At 54.4% G+C, this 19,551-nt stretch carries 14 protein-coding genes, 2 tRNA genes and 1 riboswitch; of the genes, 7 read left to right on the top strand and 9 right to left on the bottom strand.

The features are described from left to right. Positions 1–2: 2 nt before the first annotated feature. From WC600_08310 to WC600_08300, 3 genes are read right to left on the bottom strand one after another with little or no spacing between them, the layout of a single operon-like run. Entirely contained in the window at positions 3–1,613 is a 1,611-nt protein-coding gene (locus tag WC600_08310) for an ASKHA domain-containing protein (GenBank protein MFA4902734.1), read from the bottom strand. A gap of 13 nt (positions 1,614–1,626) precedes the next feature. After that, positions 1,627–2,631: a uroporphyrinogen decarboxylase family protein gene (locus WC600_08305; protein MFA4902733.1), complete on the bottom strand. Its 1,005-nt coding sequence runs from the start codon at positions 2,629–2,631 to the stop codon at positions 1,627–1,629. Further along, entirely contained in the window at positions 2,628–3,269 is a 642-nt protein-coding gene (locus tag WC600_08300; protein ID MFA4902732.1) for a cobalamin-dependent protein, read from the bottom strand. The genes WC600_08305 and WC600_08300 overlap by 4 nt, the downstream gene beginning before the upstream one ends. 1,237 nt (positions 3,270–4,506) lie before the next feature. Continuing rightward, positions 4,507–4,582: riboswitch (cyclic di-GMP riboswitch) on the top strand. A gap of 347 nt (positions 4,583–4,929) precedes the next feature. Here WC600_08300 and WC600_08295 point away from each other — a divergent pair. Then, positions 4,930–6,351: a kelch repeat-containing protein gene (locus WC600_08295; protein ID MFA4902731.1), complete on the top strand. Its 1,422-nt coding sequence runs from the start codon at positions 4,930–4,932 to the stop codon at positions 6,349–6,351. Between the two features lie 208 nt (positions 6,352–6,559). Here the strand turns inward: WC600_08295 and WC600_08290 are convergent, their stop codons facing one another. Then, positions 6,560–7,057, bottom strand: a complete 498-nt coding sequence (locus WC600_08290) for a transposase (protein MFA4902730.1) — start codon at positions 7,055–7,057, stop codon at positions 6,560–6,562. 604 nt (positions 7,058–7,661) lie between these two features. Here WC600_08290 and WC600_08285 point away from each other — a divergent pair. The 4 genes from WC600_08285 (at position 7,662) to WC600_08270 (ending at position 14,783) form a co-directional block, all read left to right on the top strand. Further along, a complete protein-coding gene (locus WC600_08285; protein MFA4902729.1) occupies positions 7,662–10,778 on the top strand; it encodes a PAS domain-containing protein in 3,117 nt (1,038 codons plus the stop codon). A 2-nt stretch (positions 10,779–10,780) separates the two neighbouring features. Continuing rightward, a complete protein-coding gene (locus WC600_08280) occupies positions 10,781–12,433 on the top strand; it encodes a CHAT domain-containing protein (protein MFA4902728.1) in 1,653 nt (550 codons plus the stop codon). Between the two features lie 15 nt (positions 12,434–12,448). After that, positions 12,449–13,807, top strand: coding sequence for a hypothetical protein (locus WC600_08275; protein MFA4902727.1), 1,359 nt, complete (start codon positions 12,449–12,451; stop codon positions 13,805–13,807). A gap of 142 nt (positions 13,808–13,949) precedes the next feature. Continuing rightward, positions 13,950–14,783: a tyrosine-type recombinase/integrase gene (locus WC600_08270; protein ID MFA4902726.1), complete on the top strand. Its 834-nt coding sequence runs from the start codon at positions 13,950–13,952 to the stop codon at positions 14,781–14,783. Between the two features lie 20 nt (positions 14,784–14,803). On the opposite strand, the gene WC600_08265 is transcribed toward WC600_08270, so the two are convergent. From WC600_08265 to WC600_08245, 5 genes are all read right to left on the bottom strand, one after another. Further along, positions 14,804–14,881: transfer RNA gene (locus WC600_08265), tRNA-Glu, on the bottom strand. 8 nt (positions 14,882–14,889) lie between these two features. Further along, positions 14,890–14,962, bottom strand: a tRNA-Lys gene (locus WC600_08260). Between the two features lie 137 nt (positions 14,963–15,099). Then, on the bottom strand, positions 15,100–15,711 hold the full coding sequence (tmk, locus tag WC600_08255) for a dTMP kinase (GenBank protein MFA4902725.1): 612 nt from the start codon (positions 15,709–15,711) through the stop codon (positions 15,100–15,102). A 9-nt stretch (positions 15,712–15,720) separates the two neighbouring features. Next, the gene (locus WC600_08250; protein MFA4902724.1) at positions 15,721–16,170 is read right to left on the bottom strand and encodes a ferritin family protein; all 450 of its coding nucleotides are present in this window, start codon (positions 16,168–16,170) and stop codon (positions 15,721–15,723) included. Between the two features lie 150 nt (positions 16,171–16,320). Next, complete coding sequence (locus WC600_08245) at positions 16,321–16,773, bottom strand: Hsp20/alpha crystallin family protein (protein MFA4902723.1); 453 nt, start codon at positions 16,771–16,773, stop codon at positions 16,321–16,323. Positions 16,774–17,283: 510 nt separating this feature from the next. Here WC600_08245 and WC600_08240 point away from each other — a divergent pair. Beyond that, a complete protein-coding gene (locus WC600_08240) occupies positions 17,284–18,210 on the top strand; it encodes an aspartate carbamoyltransferase catalytic subunit (protein MFA4902722.1) in 927 nt (308 codons plus the stop codon). Next, positions 18,207–19,484 carry a dihydroorotase gene (locus WC600_08235; GenBank protein MFA4902721.1) on the top strand — a complete coding sequence of 426 codons (1,278 nt, stop codon included), beginning with the start codon at positions 18,207–18,209 and terminating at the stop codon, positions 19,482–19,484. Before WC600_08240 ends, WC600_08235 begins: the two co-directional genes overlap by 4 nt. Positions 19,485–19,551 lie beyond the last annotated feature (67 nt).

The raw sequence follows: 19,551 nt of genomic DNA, 5'->3' as shown, positions 1-19,551 counted from the left end.
CTTTAGTCCTCTTTAAGAGGTTCGAGATAGAGATTGGCGAGAAATAATTCTTCAAAGTCCGGGGTGAGGGCCAGATTAACCAGTCTGGCAATGGTTCTCATCCGGGATAGCTGCTCTTGTGCCGCGGCGGCAAGAATGACGTCGCCACAACCCCGCAAGGCGGCTTCGCAGATCAGTTCCACACGATCTTTAGGCCCCGCCGGGAGGAGTCCGATGGCCTGAGCGCTCCCCACATCGAGAAAGCGGCCGAACTCACCGGCGACGCAGACCCGTTGCAGTTGGTCCAGCTTGACCCCCGAGTGCCTGGCCAGGACCATAACCCCTGTGCCGATGGCCGCCTTGGCCCGCTGCAGGTTATCCACATCTTCCAGGCTCAAGCCCAGAGGTGCAGGTCCTGGAGTGATATCCAACCGCCCCTGACCCTGGTCCGCCGGAAACCGCCCGGTTCGGGACAACCGGCCGGTTTCCAAGAGGCGGGCAATGAGATCCACCAAGCCGGAGCCGCAAAACCCCCGGGGCTCCTCCCCACCGATCACCTGGTAGTGCAGGACGTCGTCCAGCCCACGTTCTACCCGATAGACCGCTCCGGGTTCAGCGGGCATACCATTGGACAGCCCCCAGAGTTCGAAGGCGGGCCCCCCCGCGGCGGAGGTAACCCAAAGGTCCAACCCGTCCCACAGGGCGATCTCGGAATTGGTCCCGAAATCGATGAATAGAGCCGGCGCCGGTCCGGCCATAAAGCGCGTGGCCACCAAGCCAGCCAGCAGGTCGGAGCCCACGAACCCGGCCAGGGGCTGAATGAATCGCACGTCGGCCCTGGGGTGAATGGACCAGGCTTCGGCCAAACGGGCCGCGCCTTCAGGTTGGCAATCGATGGGGGCCTGCCAATGTTGCGGCTGCAACAAGAGATGGTAGTTTTTCTCCGCCAACAGCGCCAGCATGGGGGTGTTGCCAACCACTGCCAGGGATACCACCCGGCGCAGATCGACGCCTTCACGCCGGGCCAGGTCACTCAACCCCTCGCCAATGGCCGAGGCCGCCGATTCACACAGGGCCTGCGCCGACTCGGGCGATTCTTGCGCCGCGACCAGGCGGGTCAGGACATCAGCGCCGTAGCTCGCCTGGGGATTGCGTCCCCGGCGCTGGGCCAGGCACCGGCCATTGCCCAGATCCAGAAGCGCCAGGCGAATATTGGTCGTACCCAGGTCCACCGCCAACCCCAGGGGACCCTTGACCTCCTGAAGCATCTCCGGCGGCGGTGCGTCAAACGGCCAGGCGGAAGGTGGAAAACTCTCGCAGGAGACGCTCTGCCATTTGGTGGGTGGCGCCGGATTGAGAATCTCAAGATGCAGATCGCCCAAAGGCCGCACCTGACAGGCCAGGCGCACCCCCTGGGCCAGACGCTCCGGCTCTATATGGAGACGTTCGCTAAGGGTCGGCTCCGGCGGCAGGCCGGCTAACAGGCGGATCTCACAGAGGCCGCAGGCGCCGTGCCCCCGGCAGGCGGTGCGTACCTGATAGCCTGCTTCCTCCAGAGTATCCCTGACCGACGGTCCTGGTTCAAAAAGGACCCGGCACTCCTTGGCGCCTATAAGAAAAGTGAGCTGCGGCACGCCATTATCCCATTCAGCGCACCGCGGCTACCATGGCAGCCACGTTTTCCGGCCTGGCTTCCGGCGGAATCTCGCAACCGGACGACAGGATAAAGCCGCGGCGGGTGCTGAACATCCTCAGCAACTCCCTCGACCACTGCCTAATCTCCTCCGGTGAGTTGCTGATAAATGACAGGGGTTTCAGGTTACCGTCGAGACAGGTGTGGGGCAGCGCCTTCTGGGCCACCAGAGGATAGACTTCGTAGTCGAAATTGGCAATATCGACTCCCAGTCCGGGATAAAAGGGGAGAATCGGAGCCGTCGGCCCAGCGATATGCAGCCAGTTGAAGAGCGCCCCGGCATTTTTCAGGGCGGAGAAAAGGCGGGTGAGGCGGGAGGCCAGGATTTCGCGAAAGAACTGCGGCGGGACCACAGCAGGGGAGGCGGAAGGTTCAAAAACTATGGGGAGGTGAGCCCCCGTCTCCACCTGTGCCGCACCGAACCGGATAGAGATATCGGTGGCGAAGTCCAGAACTCGTTCGAACCCTTCCAGGTCGTCTACTGCCAGATACAGGGCCTTCTCAATGCCCAATAACTGGGTGGTCAGGGTCATCGGTCCCAACACGCAGCCCACCACCGCCACCCGGTGACCCACCTCATGGCGCAACAGGGCGACGGCTTGCAATAACTCCGGCATCCTGCCGGCTGACCGGGGGTCGGGCACCGAGAGACGGGACAACCCCTCTGGCGCAGAGAGGGCGTAAGCAGACACATCCGGATACTGGTCAGCATAATACGTCAATACCGAACCCGCGGCCTCGGTTTCCACGCAGACGTCCATCAAGGCGAATACGGCGTCGTAGTCGTAGCGCTTAAGTGCCGCCATTTGGGCCGCGGCCAGCTCGGCGCCGCTTGTCAGATAGCGTTTCAGGGGAATCCCAGAGATCCGGGCCGCATGGCCAAAGACTTGGGCAATCACCGGCACCCGGTCCACCGGCTCCAGATTCACAGCCGCGGCGATCCTCTCAAGGCTATTCATGGTCGAGCCCCGATGGTCTCATCGAGATAACGGGCGCCGTCAAAGGCGGTTTGCGCCACATAATCCACTTGCAATTCCTCGGCGCTGGCCTGCTTCAAAACTGCCCCGCCCGCCAAAACCTTGAGGCCGGCCAACCCCCGGGCCGTTAGGGCGCTACGCACTTGGCGGACCTGGGGAATTACCGAAGTAATCAAACCGCTCATCAGAACGGCCTGGACCCCTTCCCGTTCTGCGGTGTGCACCAGTCTTTCCAGGGAGCAATTTTTGCCGCAATCAACGATACGATAGCCTTTAGCTGACAGAACGCTCTTGACAATATTCTTGCCCAGTTCGTGGACATCCCCCTCCAAGGTGGCGATAGCCAAGCTATGTTTTCCAGCCCCGGGAGGCATGCCGTCCGGGTAAAGTTCCTTGATCACGGCCCCGACGGCGCGGCCGGCCAGCATAATCTCCAGCAAATTAAAATGCTCCACCGTGCACTTTGCATCCAATCTGGACATGGCCTGCTCGATCCCGGCAGTAACGACCAATTCCGGAACGAAGCCGGCGGTGCGCAATTCCCGCACCGCGGCCACTGCCGCAGCATGATCACCGTCCAGTAAGGCGCCGATCAAACCCCCGAAGGAAGGATCGTTCATAGTCATTAATATCCCTGCAAGACTCCAGTTGGCGAACATTGGCCTTGGATCGAAGGCTTCTCGAAAGGCAAGAACAAAAGTGAAATAGCCACTACTATAATTCTCTCTTGTCAGGTAGGCAAGCAAATTGCGGCCGTTGTAAGGGCGTCTAACCCTTTACTGATTTGCAGGAGAGGCCGTCAAGGCGGGAAGGAGAGTTGTATCAAAAACCGCTTGACCTCGCCTGTCTGGATCACCTTCCCCCGGCCCCCTTACCCCTCCCTCGGTCGAATACTCCCCTAAAAAAAATGCGTCATGCAATTGAGAGGCCACTCTGACGACGGGCCTGTGCTCATTCAGGGGGAGATTTGCTCATCTAAAATTGTTGGTAGTCAGAAATACAGGGGGGTGTTGACGAAATTGTTCAGACGAAAAAAAGAGAAAAATTTCTGCGAGAGATATATCTATACAGGGGGAGACCACCCTTCATCCCCGGCATCGCCCTCCTCTGGCCTGAATCCTCAGCGGGCCGGGTCTGGTGGATGGTAGCCAGTGGTGGCAAGGCGTCGTTGAATCCTGATGGGTGGCCAGGACTGGGGCACAAGCGGCCCAATTTCGAACGCTAAACCTCTGCCCGGACACTTACCCTCATTCATGAATCAGTATTCAATTTAGCCCAGTTTGAGTGACCTTATGTGTGGGTCCAAATTCAGGTTGTAGACATCGAGATGAATAACACTTCGGTGTTGAAGGAGAAACTGTGTTCGGTATGGTTACCTGGTCAATGTCGACATCTTTTTCACAAACACACTATCTTTTTCACATCACCCAACCCTATTTCCAGATATCCATAGCCTTCTGATTCCACATAAGCAGAGCCCATGCAGCGTTTAAATCACTGAAACAGCGTCCAACACATTCCAGTTGCTCGAACTTAAGCGAAATGATCAACTTTTTATCCCAGGAAGCTTTTCAACCTTGATGAGAATTGCAGCTACCGGAGCAGGAGCCTCGCTATCAAAACCATACATTTTGTTATACAGATCATATCTGCAACTCTTTGATATTTTTGATAAGTTTCTTTGGTGGCAAGATAACTTTCATTTGATCAGGAAGAATGGATAGATAAGAAATTAGCCAAAATCAAAAATAAACAAAATAAGCACTTTTGTCTCCTTCTGCCCACGCGCCCTTTTCATAAAAATTACAAAAACATTTATTGACAATACTCCCCCCTTTGTGCTAACGGATGAATTTATTTAGAAAAAGCCAATCCTGAAGGGACGTGGGAGCGGAAAGCCACGGGTCTCTTTTGAGATAGCCGGGTTGCCTGGAGAAGGTGCAGTTCGGCTTTTTCTTAGTGCTATGGCCAGATTTTAACCAGCTGGATTAACTAGCCAAATATACTATACGGAGGCGACAATGAAACTCCAACATTGTTGGGTAATCCTTCACCTGTTGGCTGGGTTAATTCTCTGGTCTGTTGTGCATCTCGAAGCCAGTGCGCTTTACAATTATGAAGACTTGGGCACCCTGGGGGGATCAGGGAGCTTTGCCTGCCGGCATGAGGCTAGGCCCCCAGGGAGGATGACCCATGTGCAGGTAAACGAAGAGCACCTACATTCTTTTCCCATCTTTGCATCGTCAGCCTGCTTTGCACCTGCTACCCGAGGTAACCGCCATGGCTAATTTCTGGATCAACACCGGCTCCATGAATAGCGTACGGGCAAATCACACGGTCACCCGGCTGCCCAACGGGCAAGTCCTGGTGGTAGGGGGAATAGTCTTCCCCGATTTTACCGGCGCCGAACTTTACAATCCAGCCACAGGGACCTGGTCTCCCATCACATCCATTTATAACGACGGCCTCACCTCTCATACCGCCACCTCTCTGACTAATGGCCAGGTCCTGGTGGTGGGGGGGCAAGTTTGGGGTATCGCCCAAAAAACCACTGCGATCTACGACCTGACAACAGGAAAATGGAACTCAGTTGGAAACCTGAGCGCCCCCCGCTTTGGTCACACTGCCACCCGACTACCCAGCGGCCAGGTCCTGGCGGTTGGTGGCTGGACCAATATTGGTGACCCTGCGCATATGACCACTGAGCTTTACGACCCGAAGACCAGAACCTGGACCGTGGTTGAAAACCTACATGTCGCTCGTGGAGGTCACACTGCCACCCGGCTACCCAGCGGCCAGGTGCTGGTGGTGGGGGGGTGGGACAAATCTGACAGTATCAACACGGCCGAGATCTACATTCCGGCCACGGGCAAATGGACTCTCGCAGATAACCTCAAAACCCCCCGTTATGCACACACTGCCACTCTTCTGATCACCGCCGGCGGCTCAGTCATGGTGGCGGGGGGTTTTTCCCAATACAACAATCAAGGGCAGCTGTCCTCCGTCGAGCTTTATAACCCCGTCCAAGGGAGCTGGAGCTCCGGTGCAGAACTTAATAGTCCCCGAGGTAATCACACTGCCACTGTTATGTCCAACGGCTGGGTCCTGGTGACGGGGGGCTACGCCCAAGACAGTCATGGTCCCATGAGCCTTGGCTTTCTGGCAAGCTGCGAGCTCTTTCTGTTCCAAGAACCTTCTCAGCAAGAAAATCAAATACCCGACATCCCTCTAATACAGGGCGGCTCTGTAACGAAGATCGAGTATATTAAATTGCGGAAATACTACGACAAGGTCTGGCTCGTTAACCCGCCTCATGAACAGCTTGGACAAGAAGCCTATTGGCGTCGCGGTGCACCAATCGTAATCCAGGACATGAAAGATTTTCTCAAGAAACATTTGGCCTTCATGTCTCAGCCCAAAATCTTGAAAGACTTGCAGGAGGCTTCGGGGGAACCGTCAAACGTTATCTTGGCCTCCGAATGCTTCAGTCTGGCCCAGATCGCCCAGGCTGCCGGGCTGTTGAGTGAAGCGGCGAAGTTCTACCAGCAGAGTGCCGACAGATATGCCAAAGCCGGACAGCAGGATAAGAAGGCGGAGGCGTTGCGGGGTCTTTTAGGGTTGTACCTAAAGCACGGCCTGTCCAAAGAGGCCTTAACGGTCGAAAAGGCTCTCGATAAACTAAAGAAATCTCCAAGTTCCTAAGGCAGCCTGAGCCCGACGTTGACAAGTCTTCTCTATGGCTGGCAATAATAAGGCTTGAGACGCCCCGGGCAATATAGGGTGTCTCAAGCCTCATTAGGGATGGATGGCCCCTGTTAGGACCGTAGCCCGTAGGGCGGGAAAGCGAAGCGCATCCCGCCTTTTGTATTATTCCATTTCCAGACGCCGAACGTCATCAGCTGCCGCCCACTCAAGGTATTAAATACCGCATCGTACGTAATGATGAAAGCTCGAATAAGGCCAATCCGCAACCCTCGGTCACATGACCGTGCTTAACCGGATTGTAGTGGATGTAATCAACGTGACGCTCATAATCACGCTCGTCGCGGATGACGTGTTCCCAAAAACGTCGCTGCCAAATGCCTCGTTCTCCCTTCTTCAGGCGCCGTGCCGAAAGTCTTTCCCCTTTGGGAACTTGTGCTGCAAATCGTGCTTTGATATCATGCCAGCGCGTTGAGAAATCCGCGTCCCCGGAAGGCAACGTCCAGATACAATGCAGGTGATCGGGCAAAATGACGATGGCCTCGATGGTAAATGGTCGCCGGTGGCGGGCCACCTTGAACACCTCGCGAAGGTTGTCAATGTTTTCGGTCAAGAGTGTCCGGCGGCGTTCCAGCAGCGTGACCGTGAAGAAGAAGGTGCCGCCAGGAACAAAGGCGCGAATATATTGCGGCATAAGTCTGGCCAAACCCAATTGCCTACGGTTACGTCAAAAAATAGGGGCCAGTAAGTTTAAACAATATCTATATACAAAAATCGCTTGCTGCAAACTAACTGCTATGATCCGACACTTATCACGAAGCCAAAAACTTCCCATATCCAAAGCATATCAATCCTTTTCGACCTGAAGGGTTCCGGTCGTTTCCTTCGGCTTCCTGACCTCCTTTAATCTTTAACACTGAAATCTTCCTCCCCACAAAGACCCATTGCAATATATGGAGATCATATCTTCAGTTTTGGCCTTGTCGGGGATAAAGGAAGGTTTTGGCAAGATAACCGCCATTCTTGCAGAACTCTTTCATATTTTGGGGATGGAGGACCAGTTTTTCAAAAATCATGCGCCAAGCCACGGCACCATAAGAACATGTATTCTTTCAAATAATTATTGATTTAAAGATTTATTATTGTATAGTTGAGGTAACTAAAAAAAGAATCACAGGAAAAAGGTTATCCACACCGAAAATATTATTGTTTGTACGCTGCGGAGCCTATCATTGTACATTACCCATTAAAACCTGCCTAATCCTCCTGGAAAGCAAGAGCTCTGGCTTTTCCTTCTGAAGGAGGTAGTCATGACCCCCACAAGACATTGGGTCAATCCGGAAAGACTGGTTGGCCTCCTCGAGAAGCACCGTGAGAAGATTTACCAAAACTGTTTTTCTGGTTTGCGGCAGAAGTGGGCCGACCAGGCACAGAGAAAACTCTCGCTCCTAGAGCAAAAAATTGCCGACCACAAAGATCTCTTTTCTATTCTGTTAGATTGTTCGGCAAAGACCGAAGCCTATTATCACCATATCTGTTCCCTTATCAACTTAGACTCCATAATTTCCCAAGAATATTCGGTCGTTGATGTATTTGACGAAGCCGCATCACTCGAGGACTCTATCTTTGATCTTTTCCAAGAACTGCAAATTTCAAACGATGAGCGCGAGCACTTAAAGCTCGGGGTGAGTGAACAAATACTTGCTCTGATGAAGGGGCTGCTTTGCAGCACCGCAGATCTTCTCTCCTGCCTGGTTGACGGCGGCATTCGGGGCTACTGCCAGGTAGATGAACAGGGCAGAATTGTCTGTACAGACCGGGAATTTCAGCGTTTGCTGAACCGGAAACCAGCGCCGGGCGAGCGGCTAGAAGAACTTTTTGTGAAGGGTGACAGAGCCTTTTTCGCCGATGTCTTTTCTGCCCAATCGAAAACTCCCCCGGGCTCGCAACCATTGCACCTGGACTCCCACCTCGAGGCACCAGTTCCTGTGGGAACAGAATTATGCCCTCTGGTCATGGACGGGCAGCAGCGAGGCTGGTACGCCTGCCTGGTGGACCTCACTCCTCTCAAGGAGAGGGACCTGGAGGTTTATGAAAACTTGCCGGTGGGACTGTTACAAGTCGATCTGAAAGGTAACTTCCGTTACGCCAACCGCAAATTCTTAGAAATTTTGCACCTTGAAAACGAAGGTTGGCAAGGCAAGACCGTCTGGGAATTCCTGCCAGATGAGGCTGATCGGCAGAAAGTCAAAAAAGGAATTGAAGAACGCCGGCAAGGCAGCCAGGGCGAATACGAAACAACTCTTACCCGAAAAAGTGGCGACCCGGTGCCGGTAAAAATCTATGCGGTACCGGAAAGAAATCTGGAAGGAGAAATCATCGGATCCTTCGCCATTATTAGGAGCCTGGCTCGGGAAAAGACTATTGCCAGGATGAATGCCCACATGGCTTCGGAGGAAAAATGGGAAAATATGCTCCTTCAGGTTATCCGGGAGGTCAAGCCCCTCATTCCCCACGATCTGTGCATCGTTTCGGAAATCAGTCCTGACCAAAAACATATCCGCCGCCTGCTCACGGAGCCGCCCATAAATAATGCCATGTCGCACATAGGGCGCTGGGAGATGCCGGACAAATTGACCAAGTGGCTAAAAGAGCAGAGAGAAATTCTTATTATTGATGATATAGATACTTTCTTATCTAAACCCGAATTTGAGGGAGTCAAAGAAAATCCGGTAATAAAAGAGTTTTTGCAATTTGGCTTCCGCTCCACAATTCGTCTTCCCATCGTCCAGGAAAAGCCAATAGCCTCGGTGTCTTTTATAAGTAAAATAAAAAGTTGCTATAAGGAAACGCACGAGGAAATCCTGAAGGCCCTGCCCTTAGATGAAGCGGTCCGCCTGGCTCTTCATAGGGAAAAGGAAGAAGAATTCAAGATCTTTTTCGATCTGATCAAAGCAATATCGGCTGAAGGAAACGATTTTCGCAAAGTCGCAAAGACCCTGGTCGATGGCTTATCGGATCACTATGGGTGGGAAAACGTGGCTATGTTTCGGGCCGACGAGGACCTGCCCGGTTTTCTTCTTCTCTATCAGAAAAACAGGCCGGGCACACCTCCGATTTCGGAGGGATATGTACAGGCCCTGGACCAGGGGGTTCTCGGCTATGTTTACCGCACGGGTGAAGACGTTAACATTGGCAATGTAAGAGAAGATCCCAGGTTCAAAGGTGTTTACATAGCTCCCTGGACGGAACCGGACGGCTCGGAAGAAGGCGCCAGATCAGAACTATGTTTGCGTTTGGCTACGCGGAACGTCTGTTTCTTTTTGAATATAGAGGAGCCCAAGGAGAATGCCTTTTCCGATAACGAGCTGAATACCTTAAAAGTTTTCCGTGACGAAGCTGAAGGCATCCTGGAGCGCTCCTGGCTTTTTCATTCTCTCAATGCCGCGCGCCAATATACCTCGGATGCCATCATCGGCACCGACCGGAAAGGCAGAATTACCAGCGCCAACCGGGCTGCGGCCTATCTTCTAGGCTATACAGAAGAAGAAATTCAAGCAAAAATCGAAGGAAAACAGGATGCTCTCTTTTTAAAGGAATTTTTTCAAGATGCCAAGCTGGCCGAAAAAGCTATTAATGACAGTTACTTTCCCAGCCAGAAGGTAGTCTGGCTAAACAGAGCCAACAATCCGGAATACTTGCTGCTCTCTGCCTCGGCTTTACCAGAGGAGGAGTTCGGTGGCAAGATTTTTACCGCAAAAAGCCTGGCCCAAAAAGATTGGGTGGAACGCCTGGAGCACCTGGGGAAGTTGTACCAGGAGATCGCCATCCAGATGAAGACTCCCCTATCCCTGGCTTTTGCCTGGCTGAATCGTCTGGTGCAGAAAGAGCCGCAATCCGAGGAGGCGAAAACGTTGGAAAAGGTCATTAAACAATTGCGCAAAGTGGACCTCACCTTCGACCGTCTCTCTTTATATGATTATAATGAAAAAGAAGGCTGGTTTCCCACCCACAAGCTGCGGCTGAGCCTCGATGAAGTGCTGAACCACGTGAGAAACGATCTGCCGGAAAGCGAATGGGAGAGAATTGTCGATTCCTCTCCCCGTCCTTTACCTACCCTGGACGGAGATCTTTTCCAGCTCACGTTCTGCATGGAAACCATCCTCTCTTACTTGCTGGGCGTAATTCCGGAGGATGAAAAGGTTCAGGTGAAGGTCTCGTCACAAAACGGCCGAGTTGTCATGGAATTCAGCGGAGTTTGCCCTGAAATCCAGGATTCCCGGCTTTCCCGGGCTTTGGCGGCCATAGCCTTGGGGGAAAATATCCTTCACCGCTTCATGAAGAACCATGAGGGCGAATACCAGGAAAAAAGGCACGGCAGCAGGACGATCTTTACCTTCAACCTGCCCGCTGCTGAAGGAGAATAGCCATGAGTCTTCACATCCTCCTGGTATTTCCGGAAGCCCAGATAGAGCTAGCCAGGGATATGCGAGATCTCTTGGAAGACAATCCCCTGGTCAAAGAGGCTGACGGCGAAGTAAAGATTGTTAGGAATGTCAAAACTGCCTGGGAATGCTTACGCCAATCCCGCTATGATTTCATCGTGGCCTTTCTGCATCTTCCCCCTGATCGTGCGAGCCCCCTTGATCTTTCGGCCCAGTTGGGACTAGATTTTTTGCAATCCCTGAAGAAGGAGAGCCAGCACATCCCAAGCATTCTGGTGGCGCCCGCCAGAGATGACAATATAGACAAGGCTCTGGAGACTTTGCCTGAATGCAAACTTGCCTTTATCGGAGAAAGTTTATCCAACGATGTGCTGGACCATGCCCAGAAGTATCTGCAGAAAGTGACTTACCAAGAGCCTGCCTCCCAGCCAACATACTATCTGAAGGAACCCGCCAAACTCCAGGGAGATATTGAAATCAAGCTACACCTGGGGCCTGGTTTTCAGCCCTTTGTCTATGGCGAATACACCATGTTTACCGAATACAAAAAGATAGCTGGTCAGCATGGGCAACTTTGGTTGGACTGGAGGACTTTAAAAGAGTTGGCAAAAAAATCCAAGGCGCTGGAAGACCCCGAAGTTTGCTCGGAGTGGCTGGAAGAACTCAAGAATGTCGGAGAGTCCTTGTGGAGAGAATTTTGTAGAGGATTCTGTGACAGATATACAAAATTTAAAGAGCACTTTAATACCCATGTCAAACAAGTCAACGGCATAGAAAATACCCGGATCCGCTTCAAGATGGACATGGTGGACAAGGAAGAAGATGAAGATCTGGCCCGGGTCAGCGAGGAAATGCAAGCAGTGGTGCTGGAAGCTCTGAAGGAAGATCAAAAGGAATTTCTGATGCTTCAGGCCCCGATTTACCGCCGTTTAGATCTTACTGAATATGAATACGACTCCTACCCCTTGTTTGACCTTAAAGATAAGGACAAGGAAGCTCCCATTAACTGCTTGATTATTGAAGCGGACACCAGCGGCTGGGTGGAGGAACTGAGAAAGAACCTGCCAGAACTCAGCCATATCCTTGGAGAGCAAGGTGAATCCCGGTTATTGGAGGCTTATTTCCAACAAAAACGCGGGCAGGGAAGGATCGGCAAAATTCTCAGGCTGGCCAAAGACCTGCTCCCGAAGAATACCAACTTTACGGATTGGGTTTTTGAGGTCCTGGAACAAGACGGTCCCTGGCAACTGGTCCACTACGCCGGGCATTCTCTTTATGGCGATGACCGGACCGGCTATGTATTTTTCCCGGGGGAAAATACTCCGGAACCGGTGAAAATCGGGGTATTCAGCACCCATCTGCGTAACTCCCAGGTCAGATTTATGTATCTGAGCAGTTGCCAGAGTTCCGAAGATGATTTCGTGTTTCAGCTGGCCAATAACCGAGTCCCTGCCATCCTGGGATTTCGCTGGAGCATTGACGACGAGAAGGCCAAGGAGTACGCCTTGAAGTTTTATGAATACCTCTTCGAGTACCGCTCCCTGGACCAGGCTTTCCTGAAAGCTCGCCAATATGCCCATAAGTATAAAGACAACCGGATCTGGGCTGCGCCTCTCTTAGTCCTTCAGAGTCCCTGAAAGGAGGACCCATATATGGGAGTAAGTGAATTTTTTGAGAGTTTCTGGAAGGGAATCCAAGGAGAACAAACTGTCCTGAAATTTTACCACCGCATTCCGGACCAGCAAATCCTCCCGGATGGGTTCACCTCCCAGGTATTTCGACCGAACGAATCCTACTTCGAGATACGGTTGGCCGAGATGTTCCTCGCCAGTCGGCGGCAATACTGGCAGGGCTTTATCCCTCTTGGAATTATCCTGAGCGATTTTCTTTATAACCGCCAAAGACAATCGGTCCCCTTCCTGGTGGGCAACCAGCTTTTGAAAGGGTTGGAGCAATCCGTGGGCGGGGAATATGTGGAGTATTACAACACCAGGATTGCCGGGCCGGTTCCTTATATCGGCGATGATGTGGGTTTGTTTGTGGGACTTTTCCGGTCCAAGGTGGAGGACCTGTCCGAAGGCCTGTTCAGTTTCCTGGAAACCTTGATAGGCGCCTTTGACCTTGGTCAGATCAAACCTTACCTGAAAATCGCCGGGCAGGTGCGCACCGGTCTCGGTCATCTCTTGCGGTTGCCGGGTGAAAAAGTACAGTACCGCCTGGGCAACCGGGACACCTTCGTGGATCCCACACTGAAACCCGAAGACGCCAAAAAATTTCGGGAAGGCTACCTGGCTTACATAAACTGCCCGGAAGACGCCTTGGATCGGGATAGCCTCAGGGTCAAGGAGGATCGCTTGCAGGTGCAGACGGCCACGACTCTGGAACCGCTGAGAAGCTATGATTATTGCCTGATTCGCTTGGAAAGCCTGCCAGCAAGAAATGACTACACCACCTTTCCCTGGTATGACTTATGGTTACAGGCAGTTGACCGGATATATCACGGTGATATTACCGGCGCCACCATTAAGCTCATGGATTTTAATCAGAAAGTGCGACAATCGCCAGATTTGACCGAGGGCCACCAGTATAAACTTATAGCTATGTTCCAGGGGAATTTTGACAAAGAGGTTGAAATTGCCGGCTTGCAAAAGGGCGGTCAGGTGCAACGGGCTCCCACCGTTAACCGCGGGGATAGTGGGCAGCAGTTGGAGGCGAAAGTAACGCTCCAGAGAACCGCTTCCTTAGCCCAAAGGGCTGGTTTAGGCAAAGAAAAACAGGCGGTAAAGGTGTTATGGGATATCCATAAGAACTGGGGTCGTATCCCTTATCTGACAGAGCGCCCCGAAGAATTTGACTGGAGGAACCGAAAGGAGGACGAGGATATTAACCGCCTGATCAATGACCAATTGAAAGAGGTCGGCGAGATCAGTAAGGTGTCTGAGCCCGATCCCCAGGGCTTGGCCGACGCCCTGATGGCGGCTTACCTGAGCCCGGACCTAAGGCCAGGATAAATACTTTTTTTAATTGGGCGGGATCTTCAATTGATCCCGCCCTTTATAGTCCTTAGCCATACAGATTCTCGATCCATCTTACCGCTTCAACATCGCTGACCTTCCCCAGAGCCTGATCAGTACTCAGGTGGTGGAAGCCGGGGTGGATCTGGACTTCCCCGTTGTATATCGGGTGATGGGGCCGCTGGATCGCATCGTTCAAGCCGCGGGCCGGTGTAACCGGGAGGGCAAGCCAACCTTGGGCCAAGTGGTGATCGTGGAGTTGGAAGGTAACAAGGAGCGGAAGAATTTATTAGCGGCCTGGAATTGGGGGATCAAATATTTGGCTTTGCCAGCCCCCAATCCCTTCCTGGTCGATAAGTTCCCGGAGCAGCGGCACTACCGATATGTACCGTCCGAGGACGATTTTTGGAAAGTATATGATATTGCCGAAGGTCAAGACAATGTCATGCTCCTGGCTTACCTGCAGTTGGCGGCCAGGCGCTCGGAGCTCTTCCGGCTCCGGTGGGAAGATGTCGGTTTTGCCAAAGGCGAGGTTCGGCTCACTACTCGAAAGCGCATGGGAGGCAGCCTGGAAGAAGACTGGCTTCCCATGTTAGATGAGTTGAATGTGGCTCTCTTAAACCATAAGCAGATCAGCAAGGGCGACTTGGTGTTCCCTGATCCGGAAACAGGGGGGCCCTATCTTTACCGGCAGCATTGGATGAAGCGGCCATGTGCCAGGGCAGGGGTTCCTCCTTTTGGCCTTCATGCCATCAGGCACTTGACGGCCAGCATCCTTGCTGACGAAGGAGTGCCCTTGATTGTGATCCAGGCGATCCTGAGACACAAGAACTCTAATGTAACCCAGCGCTATTTGCATCGGCTGTCGGAACTGAAGACGGCCCTTCAGGCCTTGTCCAAAAGAAAAAGCCGTTTGGGGGAGCCGTCAACCTCCGCCAAACGGCATACTGAATTACGGTTAGCCAATAACTAACCGACATTACTAACAATTGATGGCGTCCCCACGGGGATTTGAACCCCGGTCGCCGGCGTGAAAGGCCGGTGTCCTGGACCAGACTAGACGATGGGGACGTTTTTTATGGGCCGTGTTGGACTCGAACCAACGACTCTCTGCTTAAAAGGCAGATACTCTACCAACTGAGTTAACGGCCCGAACGGATTATTATTAACCAATGAGAAAAGACTTGTCAAGGCTCATCCGTGGCCGTAATCAATCTTATCGACTTATCCGCCGTGGTCTCGGGCATTTCTCTGGCGAAACCATTTGCCGCCAGTTTCCTCGCCGCCGCTTAGCTCAATTCCAAAACCTTGAGCGCGATGGCCAGGAGGTCGGCATGCACGACCTCGGGAGGCCTCGCCGCGTCCACCCGGTGAATCTGGGGGCCCGTCAGGGACGCATAGATGACTGCCACCTGCTCCAGATAGTCCTGCCCTTCGCTCACCTGGCGCGTGCGGCCGCGGTGCTGGGACAGGCGGGCCACGGCCGACTTAGGGGGCAGGGTCAGGATGAACACCACGTCCGGACGCGGGGCGAAGGCCTCATTGGCGGCCAGAATGCTGGCCGGGTCCAGCCCTAAAGCCCCCTGATAGGCCACCGACGAGTAATAGTAGCGGTCGGTTATGACTACTCGTCCGGCGGCCAGGGCGGGACTGATCACCAATGCTACGTGCTCCCGGCGGTCATCAAGAAACAGCGCCAATTCTTCGGTGGGGCTCAAGTGCCGGCTAGGCCCCGCCAGATAACGGCGCAATTTCTCCCCGGCGGGGAAGGCGGTGGGCTCCCGGGTCAGGACTACTTCCACCCCGCGCTGTCTCAGGGCCTCGGTCAGGAGGTGCGCCTGGGTAGTCTTCCCGGAGCCGTCCACCCCTTCCAGGGCCAGAAGCACGCCAGTCGCCCTCACCTTAAGACACTACCACACTTCGGGAAAAGCGGCGTTATCGTAAAGGTATTCCACCTTTTCTTTGTGTTTCAGCTCGACGCTGGCCATCTTTTCCAGGAAGGCCTGAATTTCTCCCGGGGGCTGCAGGCCGGCTAAGGTTTGATAAAAACGGTAGGACCCCTCCTCCCGCTTCATGGCAATGACCAGAGCTTCTTTGGGGGTCATGTCGTCGCTGATAGTCGGGGCCACCAGCATTTCCGCCAGATGGACATTCTGAGCCGCCCCGGCCAGCTTGCACCCCTGGGGAGTAAAGCAGCCCAAGAGAAAGGCCTTGTGCTCCAATTCATCTTTGGCCAGGAATTCCAGAATATCTTTGGTTTCCTGATGGCTCACCAGACCGGCCAGGCGCTGGTAAAAATCGTGCGACATTTCTTCTTGGGTGATGGCGCTCTTGATAATGGCTTCCATTTCGGCACTCATAACGGGTTCCTTTGCTCACGGAGCTAACTGAGACGATGGCCTGATCCAGGCAGAGCGTATCTTAAAGGCAAAACCGCTGAAATACAAGTCCCCCATCCCTGCGGGCGGCAAGCATGGGGGCGCCCCGGAAGACCTGTAGCGTAACCTTCCTTAAGCGGTCTTGATCTCAATGGGCTTGGGTTTGACCTCCTCTTTTTTGGGACAGGTAACGGTCAACACCCCTTTATCGTATTTCGCCTCGATTTTATCCAGGTCCACTGCGGCGGGCAGTACCAGGGAGCGGGAGAAGGAGCCGTAACTGCGCTCCACCAGATGATAATTCTCCTCCTTTTCTTCCCGTTCCGACTTCTTTTCGCCCTTGATGGTCAGCACCTCACCGGTGACCGAGATGTTGATGTCCTTGGCGTCGATTCCGGGGACCTCAGCTTTCACGACGATCTCGGTGTCCGTCTCCTTGACGTCCACTGCGGGGGCAAATTCGGGTTGCAGAGGCCGCAGCCCCCGCCGGCCGGCCCCGAAATAATCATCCCAGAGACGGTCCATTTCCCCGCGCAGGCGAGAGATTTCCCGGAACGGCCGCCATTCCATGAGTTCATTAGCCATACCCTCGTTCCTCCTTAACAGGTGCAGCAGTCCTTTTAGTCTTCAGGTCGGACCATCATCCGACTTAAAAAAGACAAGGTCTTGTTAATACTTACTAAACAGGTAAGAAAACCCTGCCTCTTTATTTAGATAAATAAGTCCTGCCCTGCCTCCTGTCAACTCGCCGAAAAACTTCTTGAATTTACCCGCCCCAAGTGATAGTAAAATACAGATGCCAAGAAGGCTGTCGCTATGAGAAGAATTTCAAGAAAACTTTCCGCCAGGCCTCCTTACCAAACCAGGAGGTTTTTTTTTGTGGTAACCTGAGGGCTCCGGAGGACTGGAGTTGTCGTCAGATCAGCAGTAATTTTAGACGACCACCAGTAAGCGCGACAACCTGATCCTCAAGGCTGACAGCCAGGCACAATACGTACAGCATCGGATGGGTGAGGTTAACGGCTCCCATCCTTTATGATAAAAAACGGCAAAACCCCAAAAACCCCCAGCCTCGCACGCGAGAAAGGTCTCATTATGGAATTCCGGCGGAAGGACCTCTTGGGTATCGCGGACCTCGCCCCCGACGAGATCCGTCATATCCTGACTACCGCCGCGTCCTTGAAGGAAATCTCGGCCCGTCCCATCAAGAAGGTCCCCACCCTTCGGGGCAAGACCGTGGTGACGGTCTTTTACGAGCCCAGCACCCGGACCCGGATGTCCTTTGAGATCGCAGCCAAGCGCCTCAGCGCCGACACCCTCAACCTGACGGTGGCGGCTTCCAGCGCCGTCAAGGGCGAAACCCTGATGGACACCGCCCACAATCTCGAGGCCATGCAGCCGGATCTGTTGGTGATCCGCCACCCCGCCAGCGGCGCCCCCCATTACCTGGCTAAACGCCTCAGATGCGGGGTGATCAACGCCGGCGACGGCCTCCATGAACACCCCACTCAGGCCCTCTTGGACCTCCTCACCGTCCAGGAAGCCAAGGGCACTCTTTCCGGCTTAAAGATAGCCATCATCGGCGACATCGCCCACTCCCGGGTGGCCCGCTCCGACATTCACGCCTTTACCAAAATGGGATCAAAAGTCACCGTGGCCGGCCCGGCCACCATGCTGCCGCCGTACTTGGATTCCCTGGGGGCGAAGGTCACCTACTCCCTGGAGGAGGCGGTGGCCGGCGCCGACGTCATCATGATGCTCAGGCTCCAACTGGAACGCATGGGGCAGATGTTTCTCTCCACCCTACGGGAATACAGCCGCTACTTCGGCTTAGGGCTACGGCATCTGGACCTGGCCAAACCCGGCGTGATCATCATGCATCCCGGCCCCCTCAACCGGGGGGTGGAGATCTCTCCTGAAGTGGCCGACTGCTCCCAATCCGTGATTTTAGAACAGGTGACCAACGGCGTGGCAGTGCGCATGGCCATGCTCTATCTCTTGATCGGCGGAGAAAAGGCATGAGCTTGCTTATAAAAAATGGCCTGGTGGTTGACCCCGCCCAGAATCTGGAAGCCCGGCAAGACCTGCTCCTTGAAGACGGCAAAGTGGCCGCCATAGAGCCCCCCGGCACCATTGCCGCAGACGGGCGCCGGGTGATTGACGCGTCTAACCTGGTAGTGTCGCCCGGCCTCATCGACATGCACGTGCACTTAAGAGAGCCGGGAGAGGAGTACAAAGAGACCATCCTGACGGGCGCCCGGGCCGCGGTGGTTGGCGGCTTCACCGCGGTGGCCGCCATGCCCAACACCCGGCCGGTGAACGATAACGCCGCGCTCACCCGCTTCATCCTCGAGACCGCCAAGGTGGCAGGGCTCGCCCGGGTCTACCCGGTGGGGGCCATCTCCATGGGTTCCGCGGGCCAGGGCTTAAGCGAATACGGCGACCAGAAGGAGGCCGGTGCGGTGGCCTTCTCCGACGACGGCCATCCGGTGATGAGCCCCATGCTTATGCGCCGCGCCCTGGAGTATGCCCGCACCTTCGACGTCCCCTTGATCGCCCACGAAGAAGACCTGGACCTTAAGGGGAACGGCGTAATGCACGAAGGCCGCGTCTCCCTGGAACTGGGCTTACGGGGCATCCCGTCTGCGGCCGAAGAAGCCATGATTTTTCGAGACCTGGCCCTCCTCCAACTCACCGGCGGCCGCCTCCATATCGCCCACGTCAGCGCCTTCGGCAGCGTGGCCCTGATCCGCACCGCCAAGGCCGCGGGCCTCACCGTCACCGCCGAGACCGCGCCTCATTATTTTTCCCTGACCGATGAAGCGGTGTACGGCTATGACACCAATGCCAAGGTTAACCCGCCACTCCGCACCGCCGCGGACGTGGCCGCCATCAAGGATGGCTTGGCGGATGGGACGCTCGACGCCATTGCCTGCGACCATGCACCCCACACCTCCCTGCAAAAAGACCTGGAGTTCGAGGCCGCGGCCTTCGGCCTCATCGGCCTGGAGACCTCCCTGGGCTTAAGCCTCAAACTGGTGCACGACGGGGTCCTCACCTTAATCCAACTGGTAGCCGCCATGAGCACGAACCCGGCCCGCATCCTGAACGTCCCCGGCGGCACCCTCACCCTCAACTCCGTCGCCGATATCACCTTGATCGACCTCAACCGGGAATGGACCGTGGACGTGAACACCTTCGCCAGCAAAAGCCGCAACTGCCCCTTCCACGGCTGGAAGTTGCGGGGCAAGGCGGTAATGACTATTGTGGGTGAAAAGGTGGTGTGGGAGGAATAGAGGTCAGAGGCCGGGATCAGGGGTCAGATTTAGCTGCCCTGAACCCGGTAATCGGAGGTTTAGTCTG

It is taken from the genome of Desulfobaccales bacterium (assembly GCA_041648175.1).
Classification (GTDB): Bacteria; Desulfobacterota; Desulfobaccia; order Desulfobaccales; family 0-14-0-80-60-11; genus 0-14-0-80-60-11.
Note: the sequence above shows the minus strand (reverse complement) of the source record. Positions and strands in the feature narration are given on the sequence as shown.

What these genes read in the sequence shown, in the direction of transcription:
- WC600_08250 (MFA4902724.1), bottom strand. Translation starts at nt 16,170, where the DNA reads ATGAGTGCCGAAATGGAAGCCATTATCAAGAGCGCCATCACCCAAGAA.
- WC600_08240 (MFA4902722.1), top strand. Translation starts at nt 17,284, where the DNA reads ATGGAATTCCGGCGGAAGGACCTCTTGGGTATCGCGGACCTCGCCCCC.
- WC600_08300 (MFA4902732.1), bottom strand. Translation starts at nt 3,269, where the DNA reads ATGAACGATCCTTCCTTCGGGGGTTTGATCGGCGCCTTACTGGACGGT.
- WC600_08275 (MFA4902727.1), top strand. Translation starts at nt 12,449, where the DNA reads ATGGGAGTAAGTGAATTTTTTGAGAGTTTCTGGAAGGGAATCCAAGGA.
- WC600_08285 (MFA4902729.1), top strand. Translation starts at nt 7,662, where the DNA reads ATGACCCCCACAAGACATTGGGTCAATCCGGAAAGACTGGTTGGCCTC.
- WC600_08295 (MFA4902731.1), top strand. Translation starts at nt 4,930, where the DNA reads ATGGCTAATTTCTGGATCAACACCGGCTCCATGAATAGCGTACGGGCA.
- WC600_08280 (MFA4902728.1), top strand. Translation starts at nt 10,781, where the DNA reads ATGAGTCTTCACATCCTCCTGGTATTTCCGGAAGCCCAGATAGAGCTA.
- WC600_08305 (MFA4902733.1), bottom strand. Translation starts at nt 2,631, where the DNA reads ATGAATAGCCTTGAGAGGATCGCCGCGGCTGTGAATCTGGAGCCGGTG.
- WC600_08245 (MFA4902723.1), bottom strand. Translation starts at nt 16,773, where the DNA reads ATGGCTAATGAACTCATGGAATGGCGGCCGTTCCGGGAAATCTCTCGC.
- WC600_08235 (MFA4902721.1), top strand. Translation starts at nt 18,207, where the DNA reads ATGAGCTTGCTTATAAAAAATGGCCTGGTGGTTGACCCCGCCCAGAAT.